Annotated in this window: 5 protein-coding genes; all 5 read right to left on the bottom strand. The window is 69.4% G+C overall.

What is annotated here, in order from left to right:
- Positions 1-137 precede the first annotated feature (137 nt).
- The gene (locus DEJ43_RS36765; protein WP_015038536.1) at positions 138-1,013 is read right to left on the bottom strand and encodes a carbohydrate ABC transporter permease; all 876 of its coding nucleotides are present in this window, start codon (positions 1,011-1,013) and stop codon (positions 138-140) included.
- A gap of 17 nt (positions 1,014-1,030) precedes the next feature.
- Complete coding sequence (locus DEJ43_RS36760; RefSeq protein ID WP_015038535.1) at positions 1,031-1,990, bottom strand: carbohydrate ABC transporter permease; 960 nt, start codon at positions 1,988-1,990, stop codon at positions 1,031-1,033.
- Positions 1,991-2,082: 92 nt separating this feature from the next.
- Positions 2,083-3,498: an extracellular solute-binding protein gene (locus DEJ43_RS36755; protein WP_015038534.1), complete on the bottom strand. Its 1,416-nt coding sequence runs from the start codon at positions 3,496-3,498 to the stop codon at positions 2,083-2,085.
- Positions 3,499-3,790: 292 nt separating this feature from the next.
- Positions 3,791-8,077 (bottom strand): discoidin domain-containing protein, encoded by a 4,287-nt coding sequence (locus tag DEJ43_RS36750; RefSeq protein WP_015038533.1) that lies wholly within the window; start codon positions 8,075-8,077, stop codon positions 3,791-3,793.
- Between the two features lie 31 nt (positions 8,078-8,108).
- Positions 8,109-11,480, bottom strand: coding sequence for a CARDB domain-containing protein (locus DEJ43_RS36745; RefSeq protein ID WP_015038532.1), 3,372 nt, complete (start codon positions 11,478-11,480; stop codon positions 8,109-8,111).
- Positions 11,481-11,587: the final 107 nt, after the last annotated feature.

The raw sequence follows: 11,587 nt of genomic DNA, 5'->3' as shown, positions 1-11,587 counted from the left end.
GGGCAGGTCGGGGTTCTTCGTCGCCGGCCCGGATGCTGCGGGGCATGGAAGGCGGGCCGGCGACGAAGGCATGGGGTGGTGCGGGGGTGGGGCGTGGCGGACGCAGGGGCCTGGTGAGTGGAGCGGGGGCGGCCCGGTCAGCCCTTGAGGCCGCCCGCCGTGAGGCCGCCCATGATGTTGCGCTGGAAGACCAGGAAGAGGAGCAGGGTCGGCACGGACGCGATGGTGAGCGCGGCGATCAGGACGTTCACCGGGACGCCGGCGGAGAGGGAGTAGATGCCGACGTTGAGGGTCTGTGCGGTCGGGTCGGGCAGGGTGAGCATCGGCCAGAGGAAGTCCTTCCAGACCCCGACGACGGCGAAGATGGACACGACGCCGAGGATCGGCCGGGAGACGGGAAGGACGATCGACCACAGGATCCGGGTCGGGGAAGCCCCGTCGATGGACGCGGCGTCGAGGAGTTCCTTGGGTATCGAGTCGAAGAAGCGCTTGAGCAGGAAGATGTTGAAGGCGTTGGTGACCGAGGGGAGCCAGATCACCCAGGGCGAGTTCAGCAGGTTCCGCTCGAAGATCGGCACGTCGAGGACCGTCAGGTACTGGGGTACGACGAGGACGGTCGCCGGGATCATGAGGGTGGCGAGCATCATGCCGAGGACGGCCTTGCCGAGGACGGGCCGGAGTTTGGAGAGGGAGTAGGCGGCGGCGACGTCCAGGACGAGCTGGAAGGCGAGGGCGCCGAGCGCGTAGTAGAGGGTGTTGAACAGCAGTGTGGCGAGGTCCATGACCTCCCAGGCGCGGCTGTAGTTCTCCGGGGCGAACGAGCCGGGGACCAGGGTCGGCGGGGTCTGGATCACTTCCTGGGTGTCCTTGAAGCCGCTGGACACCATCCAGTACAGGGGTCCGAGGAACGCCAGGGTGAAGCCGCCGACGACGACGGCGAAGACCACCCAGTAGAGGATCCGGCCGCGCGGGCGGGCGAGCTGCGCCGGTGAGATGAGTGTGCGTGTGGACATGCTGGTCTCCCCCGGTCCTACTCGTCCTCGGCGCGGCTGAGCTTGACGTACGCGGCCGAGAATCCGGCCAGGAGTACGAGAAGGAGCAGGCCGAGCGCCGCCGCGGCACCGTAGTTGTTGAAGTTGAAGGCGTATTGGTAGATGAGGTGGACGACGGTCGTGGTCGATCCCTCGGGGCCGGCGCCGCCGGTGAGCAGGAACGGTTCGACGAAGACCTGCATGGTCGCGATGATCTGCATGAGCAGCATCAGGGAGAGGATGAGCCGGGTCTGCGGGATGGTGACGTGCCAGATCTTGCGGAGCAGTCCGGCGCCGTCGAGTTCGGCGGCCTCGTACAGCTCGCCGGGGATGCTCTGGAGGGCGGCGAGGTAGATGAGGGCCGCGCCGCCCATGTTCATCCAGGTCGACGCGATGACGACGGAGAGCATGGAGAGGTCGGGGTCCTGGAGCCACTGCTGCTCGGGGAGGTGGAGGAAGCGGAGGAGCTCGTTGAGCAGTCCGTAGCCGGGGTCGTACAGGTACTTGAAGAGGAGCACCGAGGCGACCGGCGGGAGCATCACGGGCAGGTAGACGAGGAGCCGCAGGTAGCCCTGGCCGTGGTGGAACTCGTTGATGACGAGGGCGACGAGGAAGGGGACGGCGAAGCCGAAGACGAGCGCGAGCACGGTGAACAGGAGCGTGTTGCGCCAGGCCTGCCAGAAGGCCGGGTCGTTGACGACGGTGACGAGGTTGTCGAAGCCGACCCAGGTCGACTGTCCGCTCTCGGTCTTCTGGAAGGCCAGGAGGAACTCCCGGACCATCGGGTACCAGGAGAAGAACGCGAAGCAGAGGACGGCGCCGATGAGGAAGCCGTGGGCGGTCAGGTTGCGCCGCAGGCTCTTCGCGAACCGGCCGCCGCCTGGTACGGGTTCCGCCGCCGGCGGCGGGGAGTGGCGGGGGCTGGCCGCCTTGCTCGGGGTCACGCTGGGGGCCGACATCGTCGCTCCTCGGTACTGGTCTGCCGGGGTGGTCCTGGAGGGTTTCGGGGGCGGCGGGGGCGGCGGTACGGTCCGCCCCCGCCGGGGGGCCGTCACTGCTGGGCGAGGACCTGGTTGACCTGTGTCTCGGCGGTGGCGAGGAGCTTGTCGATGTCGGCGTCCTTGTTGGTGAGGAGCCCGGACATCACGTTGTCGAGGACCTTGTAGACCTCCTGGGCCTTCGGCGGCTCGGCCTTGCCCGCGACGGGGTTGTCCATGAAGGCCTTGAAGTTGGCGACCGGCATGGTGGCGTGGGCGACGCGGGCGGCGTCGTCCTTGGCCTTGGAGTCGTTCAGCCAGAAGTTGGGCTGGGGGACGCCGACGGGGAGGGCGTCGCGCTTGGTGCGGGCCCAGTCGAACTGGCCCTTGCCGACCGTGAGGTTCTTGAAGTTGAGCCAGGCGATCGCGGCCTTGATCTTGTCGCCGGAGATGCCCTTCTTGATCATGTAGTTGTTTCCGCCGGCCAGGGTGTTCTTGGCGCCGGGGATGGGTCCCATGCCGAAGTTCTCGTACTTCGCGCCGAGCTGCTGGACCATGTACGCGATGTCGTCGGGCGCGGCGAGGAACATGCCGAGCTTGTCGGTCGCGATCTGCTTCTGCAGGTCGCCCCACTGGAGGAGCTGGGTCTTGCCCATGCTGTCGTCCTCCCAGCGCATGGCGTGGAGGTTCTTCGCGACCTGCTTGCCGAGCTCGTTGTTGAAGGCGGCCTTCTTGCCGCTCGCGTCGACGACGTCGCCGCCCACGCTGTACATCTGCGCGGTGAAGTGCCAGCCGCCGGTGTTGCCCGCGCTGTACTCGCCGAAGCCGGCGATGCCGTTGCCGAGTCCGGCGATCTTCTTGGCGGCGGTGCGGACCTCGTCCCAGGTGCGCGGCGGGGCGTCGGGGTCGAGGCCCGCCTGGGTGAAGAGCTTGCGGTTGACGAGCAGGCCCATGGTGTAGTTGCTGGTGGGCAGGCCGTACAGCTTGCCGTCCTGCTTAAGGGAGTTCAGGACGTTCGGGTCGATGTCCTTGAGGAGCGGGACGGTCTTGTCGTTGACGTAGGCGCTGATGTCGGCGGCGCCGTCCTCGGAGAGCACCTGCGGCAGGTCGGTGAAGTAGGTGTAGAACACGTCCGGCTGGGACTTGGCCTTGAGCATCGCGGTGAACCGCGGCGGTTCCAGGCACTGGCCGGGGGTGGAGCGGCCCTCGATGGTGACGTTCGGGTAGGTCTTGTTGAACTCGGCGACGTCCTCCTTCCACTCCTTGAGCTCGGCCGCCTTCGCCGCGGGGGGCATGCAGTCGATGGTGAGCGTCACCTTGGTCTTGGGGTCCAGCGGGGCGGTGGGGTCGGATGACCCGCCGCCTTCGGAACCACCGCTGCCGTTGTTGCTGCTGCTCGTGCCGCAGGCGGCGAGGGCGGTCAGCGTGAGCGCGGAGACGAGGGTGACCGCGCTGGCGCGGCGCGTACGGCGGAACCGGGCACTTCTCATGGGTGGTCCCCTTCGGGCCTGAACGTGGAGGTCGCCCCACCGCCTGTGCGTTGTGGGGCGCCGCTCACTCAACCACCCTCAACAAGTGAACGCAAGATATCGCGCTGATTTCGTAATTGCCTGACAGTCGACGGCCGGAGAGCGCTGAACCGTCGCCTGACAAACCGACAGTTCAGGGCCCGCCAGGGGTGTCACCGGACGGAGAAGTGTCAGCGACCCACCAGAACGCACGCAAGACCGATGCAAGTGACTGCAAGCCACCTGCATCGGTCTCGCCGGGGAGAGTGCGGGGTTACGGGTTGACGTTGATCTTGAAGGTGGAGGTGGTGTTACGGATGTCCACGGCGTTGCCGCTCAGCCGCAGGCCGTTGAAGGTCACCTCGCCCACGGCCGGGCCCTGGCCGGACTCGGGCAGCTCGTTGGCCCAGAGGCCGAAGCCCGACTTGGCGTCGAAGGCGTCACCGCTCTTGCGCGCCCCGGTGATGGAGACGTCCGTGAACACGGTGTCCTTGATGGGGAACTGCGGCTGGCCGCCCACGTAGTTCGTCTGGAACATCACCCCGCTGTAGGTGGGGTCGACGATGTCCACGTGGTTCACCCGGATGCCCTGGAAGACCTTGGAGGCCGAGAACACCCAGATGCCGGGGAAGGTCTGGGAGCCCCAGAAGTGGCCGCCCGCCCGGACGACGGAGATGTTCTCGAAGGTCGTGGGTTCGGTCCCGAAGCCGTTCATCGGGTAGCCGAAGTCCAGGGAGGAGATGGTGATGCCCGCGTAGACGAGCGTGTCGGCGATGTGGATGTTGCGGAAGGTGTTGTTGTAGCCGCCGTAGACGGCCACCCCTGCCGCCCGCCACGTCAGGGTGGTGGTGAGGTTCTCGTAGACGTTGTTCTTCATGTCGGCACCGCCGGCGTCGATCGCCGAGAACAACGCGAAGCTGTCGTCGCCGGTGGCCCGGGCGTCGTTGTTGACGACGTGGTTGTCCGTCGACCCGTTGGTCATGTTGATGCCGTCGGCGAACATGTTCCGGATCCGGGAGTTCTTGATGGTGATCCGGTCGGTGTTGGCGCCCCAGTAGAGGCACACCATGTGCTCGTTCCAGATGTCGTCGATGACGATGTCGGTCACGTTCGCGAAGTCGAAGACCTTGCCCGGCCCGTCGATGCGCGAGGTGTAGTTGCCGAAGTAGGCGAAGCCCTTGAACAGCGAGCCCTTGGCCGCCGCCTCGGCACGGAAGCCGACGTCGGTGTTGTCCTGGGCCGACGGGGCGTGGAACGTCGTGAACCACGGTCCGGCGCCGACCACCTTGACCGGCTTCCCGTACACCTGGAACTTGCTCGACGTCTGGTAGTCGCCCGGCGGCAGGTAGACACCGACGAGCGTGCCGGTGGTGTCCATCCTGACCTTGTCCAGGGCGTTCTGCACGTCCTGGTGGCCGAAGCCGGCGGGCACGGTGTACGTGGCCGGGTCCGGGTTCGCGACCGGGGCGACCTGCTCCAGGTTGACGAAGTCGATCGCGTACGTGGAGGTGTTCGCGGCGTCCTTCTGGAGCCGGATCCTGCTGCCCGCCCGCACGGTCTCGCCGAGCAGCAGGTGCGCCTCGTCGTAGATGTGGCGCGGGGCGCCCGCGCCCGGGGAGTTGCCGGGACCGGCCTCGTCCCCGTACAGCCAGGCGTACTTCGAGGTGAGCGGGAGCGACTTCTTGAACACCCCGTCGACGTAGAGGTTGAGGGTGGAGTCGATGCCGCCGCCGCCCGGGGAGTCCGGGATCGAGAAGCGGGTCACCAGGGTGTTGGTCGGGCGCCGGGTGGTGAACTCGACGTACTCCCCCGTCGCGTCCAGGCTGACGGCCTTGCGGCCGGAGGCCTCGCCCGCGATGTCACCGATGGTGCGGTTGGGACCGGCGACGGTGGCTCCGCCGCCCACGGTGCCGTCCTCCGCCTCGTACATGTCGTACGGCATGTCGGCGCCGCGCCCGACGAAGAGGGGCTGGGTGGAGGTGTTGTTGGCGCGTTTGACCGGCAGTTCGTTGGCGTCGTCGGCGATGACCGTCCGCACCGTGTAGGAGCCGTTGACGGCGGTCCACGGCCCGAGGTCCACCTCCGCGCCCGCGCCGGCCGCGAGGGCTCCGGTGTGGGCGCCCGTCAGGGTCTTGACGGTGGCGCCCGTCGAGTCCGTCAGGGTGAGGGTGACACCGTGGCCGCCCGCCGCGCTCGCCGCGGTGCCCTGGTTCTTCAGGGCGACCTTGAAGGTGACCGGGTCACCGGCTGCGGGGCTGGACGGTGAGGTCGTGACCGCGGTGGCGACCAGGTCGGAGCTGGACACCGGCCTGACCACCAGGTCGGTGGCGCTGGTGTAGGTGTTGTTGGACTCGTTCTGCTCGATGACGGCGTTCGCCTCGTCCGCGACGGCGCTCAGCCGGTACGTCCCCGCGTCGCGGGCCCCGAGGGAGGCGCTGACCGTGGTCTGGGCGCCGGCCGCCAGGGCGCCGACCTGGGCGGTGGCGACCTTGGTGCCGCCGAGGCGGATCGCGACCGCGCTGGCCGGTGCGGCGGCCTGGCCGCTGTTGCGGACGGTGGCGCTGACCGTGACCGGGTCCGACTCGACCGGCGAGGCGGGCGATCTGGTCAGGCCGGTGACTTCGAGGTCCGGGTTGGGGGCCGGGACCCCGATCACCTGGAACTCCGCGAGCTGGCCCGCCGGTGCGCCGGTGTTGGCGGTGAACCTCAGCTGGACGTCGGCGACCCGGGCGGTGACGGGGATCGTGACGGTGTTGCCGCTCGCCGGGTCGAAGGTGTAGCTCTTCGCGGCGGCGAGGCCGGTGAAGCCCGAGGCGCTCTGTTCGCGGCCGAGGACCTCGACGGTCTGGCTCCGGGTCGACCAGGCGGTGGCCGGGTCGAGCTTGAGGACGAGGCGGTTGATGTCGGCGTTGGAGCCGAGCTTGACGGTGAGGGTGTTCGGGTAGCTGCCGCCCGCGCCTTCCCAGTAGGTGCTCACGTCGTTGTCGTTGGCGTGGGCCGCGACGAAGGTGTGCACGACGGAGGAGGCGTTGATCTCCTTGCCGATCGCGAGGTTGGAGCCCGTACCGCCGCTGCCGGTGCGGGTGACGGCGTTGCTGTCGGGCGACTGGTTGCCCGCCGCGTCCTTGGCGCGGACGCGGTAGGTGACGGTCGCGGAGGCGGGCTGGGTGTCGGTGTAGGTGGTGGTGTTTCCGGCGACGCTGCCCCTCAGGACGTTGTCGGCGTAGACGTCGTAGCCGGTGACGCCAATGTTGTCGGAGGAGGCGCGCCAGGTGAGCCTGATCTGTCCGGCGGTGGGCTCGGTGAGGGCGAGGTCGGCGGGTGCGGTGGGGGCCTGGGTGTCGCCGGTGTCCCCGGTGCGGGTGACGGTGTTGCTGTCGGCGGACTGGTTTCCCGCCGCGTCCTTGGCGCGGACCCGGTAGCTGACCGTCTGGCCGGCGGGCCGGGTGTCGGTGAAGGTGGTGACGTCGCCGGCGCCACTGGTCAGCAGGGTGCCGTTGGCGTAGATGTCGTAGCCGGTGACGCCGGTGTCGTCGGTGGCGGCGTTCCAGGTGAGCCTGATCCTGTCGGTGGCCGGCTGGGTGTAGGCGAGGTTCGCGGGGGCGGTCGGAGCCTGGGTGTCCCCGGACGTCGGCCCGTAGATCTCCAGCTCGGAGACCTGGGCGGCGGGCTGCACGGTGTTGGCGGTGACCAGGACGCGGACGTACCGGGTGGTGGTGGCGTCGAAGGTGATGGTCGCGGCCCGTCCTCCGGCGGCGTCGAAGGCGTACGCCTGGGAGGCGGTCAGGTCGGTGAACGCGGTGCCGTTCGTGCTGCCCTGGATCTTCAGGGTCTGGCTGCGGGCGCCCCAGCCGTCCGGGAGGCGCAGCACGACCCGGTCGACGCGGACGGAGGAGCCGAGGTCGGCCTGGATCCACTGTGGGAGGGCGTTGTTGGCGCTCTCCCAGTAGGTGGCCCGGTTGCCGTCGTTGGCGTTGCCCGCGGTGTACACCTCGGTGTGGCTGCTCGCGGTCAGGGTGCGGCCGCTCGCCAGGTTCGTGGAGGAGCCGTCGGCCGCGTGCACCTCCAGCTCGGAGAGCTGGGCGGCCTGCCAGCCGGAGTTGGCGGTGATGTCGATCCGGACGAACCGGGCCCGGGTGGCCGGGAAGGCGACCGTGACGGTGTTGGCCGCGCCCGGGGTGAAGGCGTAGGTGGCGGAGCTCTTCAGGGTGGCGAAGCTCGTGCCGTCGGCGCTGCCCTGGACGGAGAGGGTCTGGTTGCGGCTCTCCCAGCCTGCGGGCAGTTTCAGCACCACCTCGTCGACGCGGGTGGTGGCGCCCAGGTCGACCTGGACCCACTGCGGCAGGGTGCTGCCGGCGCTCTGCCAGTACGTTCCCTGGTTGCCGTCGGTGATGTTCGCGGCGCCGTACTCGGCGTGGGCGCTGGCCGCCGCGGCGGTGTCGCCCAGGGCGATGTTGGGGCCGCCGGCCGCCCGGGCGGACACGAGGGGTCCTCCCAGTGCCAGGAGGCTGGTCGCGATCACGGCGCTCAGGGTCCGTGATCTCCAGTTGCGGATGGTCATCTGTCCTCGCTCTCGGTTCGTGGCACCGTGCTCATCCGGCCCTGTTGACGACGAACTGCGAACCGGGCTCGACGAGGACGTCGCCCTCGGCCGAGTTGGTGATGGTGACGCCGGTCAGCGTCGCGCTGCCGCGGGCGCCGCTCATCGCGAGGATTCCGGAGCCGTTGACCGACCTGTCGATGCGGACGTTGGTGATCTTGACGTCCGGCATCTCGCCGCCACCCGTCTTGAACTGGATGCCGTCGTAGGTCGAGTCGAGGATCTCGGTGTCCCGGATGGTGACGCCGGGGATGGGCTGGCCCTGGGCGAACAGGGTGATGGCGCCGAACTCCTGGTCCTCGTTCCAGAACGCGCCGCCCGTGCGGTGCAGGGCGTTGTTGGAGATGAGGGTCTGTCCGGAGAAGGGCAGCGGGTCGTGGTCGGTCGCCAGCATGATCCCGGGGTAGTTCATGGTGTCCGAGATGATGTTGTTCTCGATGGTGTTGCCGTAGCCGCCGTAGACCGCGATGCCGTTGGCGCGCCAGGGCAGCTGGACGGTGTTGTTGCGGAAGTGGTTGTCGTGGCCGACGTCCACCGAGGTGTCCTTGACGTACTTGCTGGCCCAGACGGCCAGGGCGTCGTCGCCGGTGTTGCGGAAGGACGAGTTGAAGACGGTCGAGTTGCGGGTGCCGTTGGCGAAGTTGATGCCGTCGGCGTAGGTGTTGCGGATCCGCATGCCGGTGAACTCGAGGCCGTCGCCGGGGCCCCACAGGTCGGGGATGTTGGAGTAGTCGCGGCCGGCCCAGACGGCGACGTTGGCGTGCTCGATCCAGACGTTGCTGATCTTCGTGTCCTTGCCGAAGCGTCCGTTGAGGCCGACGCCGCCCTCGGCGTTGCCGTCACCGCCGCGGATCGTGCCCGAGCCGAAGATGGCGATGTCGGAGATCTGGGTGTTGTGGTCGATGTCGAAGCCGAAGTTGCCCTCGTGCGGGTGGTTGATGCCGCCGGCCTCGTGCGGCGGGGTGAGGGTGTAGAGCTGGGAGTGCCACATGCCGGCGCCGCGGATGGTGACGTCCCGGATGCCGACCTGGTTGAACTGACCTCGGTTGAGCGGGTCGTCGGTGAGGATCTTCTGCTCCTGGCGCCACTGGCCGGCGGGGATCCAGACGCAGGGGATCTGACCGTTCTGGTCGGCGGTCACCGCGCGCTGGAGGGCGTCGGTGTCGTCGATGCCGTCGTTGGGTACGGCGCCGTACTCGGTGATCGAGACGCAGTTCGCGGGCTTGGCGGCCGGGGGCGCCACCTGCTCCAGGTCGATCAGGTCGACGATATAGAAGGAGGCCCGGTCGTCGGCGTCGCGCTGCAGGCGGAACTTGGTGCCCACGGGGTACGACTGGGAGAGCAGGGCGTGGGACTCGTCGAACAGGCGCCGGGCGTCGCCGCCGGGACGGTTGGTGAGTCCTTCGGGGTCGTCGGTGCTGCCGTAGAGCCAGCTGTGCTTGGACGACAGGGTGAGTTTGCGGACGAAGACGTCGTTCGCGTAGAGGCTGATCGTGGCCTCGGCGCCGCCGCCGGCGGCCGCGTCGGGCACGGAGTTGCGGACGACGATGGAGTTGGCCGGGTTGGTGGAGGTGAACTCGACGAACTCGCCGGTGGAGCCCAGCCGGACCGACTTCCGGCCGGAGGACTCGGTGGCGAAGTTGGTGTGCCCGAAGGTCCGCTTCTGGTCGGCGGTGAGCAGGGTGCCCTGGTAGCGGGCGTCCTCCGCCTCGTACTCGGTGTAGGGGACGGCCGCGCCCCGGCCCACGACGAGCGAGCGCGAGAGGACGTTGTTGCTCTCGTCGGTCTCGGTGACGGTGCCGGTGGCGTCGGCCGTCGCGGTCAGCGTGGCGCCGCCCGCCGTGGCGGTCCAGCTGCCGGAGATCGGCACGGTGACCGACTGGCCGGCAGGGACGGCGCCGGTGGTGCCGCTCAGGGTGGTCGTCGCGGCGGTGAGCCGGGTGACGCTGCCGGCGGCGGCCGCGGTGGTGCCGCGGTTCTGGACCGTGACGGTGAAGGTGACGGGGGTGCCGACGGCGGGGCTGGCGGGCTGGGTGGTGATGGCCGTGACGCGGAGGTCGGGGCCGGGGCTCTGGCCGACGACCAGCTTCGTGGCGGCCGTCCGGCTGTTGTTGCCGTTGTCCAGTTCGGCGACGGTATCGGTCGGGTCGGCCACGGCGGAGACGGTGTACGAGCCCATGGGCCGCTTGCCGACGGTGACCGGGACGGTCGCGGAGGCTCCGGCGGCGAGCGGGCCGACCGGGGCGGACCCGGCGACGGCGCCCTCGACGCTGACCTCGACGGTGGTGGCGGCCGCCGCGGCGGTGCCGGCGTTGCGCACGGTGGCCTGGACCGTGACGGTCTCCGTCTCGGAGGGGGCGGACGGGGTCCAGCTGAGGTCGGTGACGGTGAGGTCGGGGCCGGGCGCCGCCGTGCCGACGACCTGGAACTCGGCGACCTGGGCGCCGGGGGCGCCGGTGTTGGAGAAGAAGGTGAGCCGGAGGTCGGCGTATCTGCCGCTGACCGGGATGGTGACGGCGTTCTGCCCGGCGGACGGGCTGAACGCGTAGTCGGCGCGGGCCTTGAGCGAGGTGAAGCCCGAGGCGGCCTGCGCACGGCCGAGGACCTGGATCGCCTGGGTGCGCGGGCCCCAGATCTGGTCGGGGTTGAGCTTGACGACCACGGCGGTGACGTCGGCGTCGGCGCCGAGCTTCACGGTGAGGCTGGCGGGGAAGCCGGCGGATTCCCAGTAGGTGCCGGTGTTGTCGTCGACGGCGTTCGCGGCGACGTACGTCTGGGTGGTGGAGGTCGCCTCGATCGGCTTGTTGCGGGCCAGATTGGTGCCGGTGGGCGGCGGGTCGACCGGGCCTCCGCTCTGGCCGTGGACCTCGACCTCGGAGAGCTGGGCCGCGTTCCAGCCGGTGTTGGCCGTCACCTGGACGCGGAGGTACCGAACGGTGGCGGAGGCGAGGCCGATGGTGACGGTGTTCGCCGCGGCGGGATCGAAGGACCGTGGCTGGGCCGCGGCGAGGGTGGTGAAGGTGCCGCCGTCGGTGCTGCCGAGTACGGCGACGGTCTGGGAGCGGGCCTCCCAGCCGGTGGGGAGCTTGAGGACGGCGTCGTCGACCCGGGTTCCGGCGCCGAGGTCGATCTGCACCCACTGCGGGAACGATCCGGCCGGGCCTTCCCAGTAGGACTGCTGGCTGCCGTCGGTGACGTTGCCCGCCGGGTACGCCCCGTGGGCGCCACCGGCGGTCACCGTTCTGCCGAGGGCGAGGTTGGGTGCGGCCGCCGCGTGAGCGGTGACCGGCAGGAGTCCGATGGCGATCAGTCCGGCGACGAGCGCGCCGATGGTCAGCCGCCAGCTCAGGATTTTGCCTCTCATAGGGGCCTCTCCGTTTGCTGGGCCGCGGCTCGGCGCCGTCACAGGGCCTCTCGCCAGGAACCCAGCGGAACTCTGACAATGAATGACGGCGAGATACAGACTTATTG

Origin of the sequence: Streptomyces venezuelae ATCC 10712, assembly GCF_008639165.1 — a bacterium.
Lineage (GTDB): Bacteria > Actinomycetota > Actinomycetes > Streptomycetales > Streptomycetaceae > Streptomyces > Streptomyces venezuelae.
This window is presented reverse-complemented; position numbering and strand designations above follow the sequence as displayed.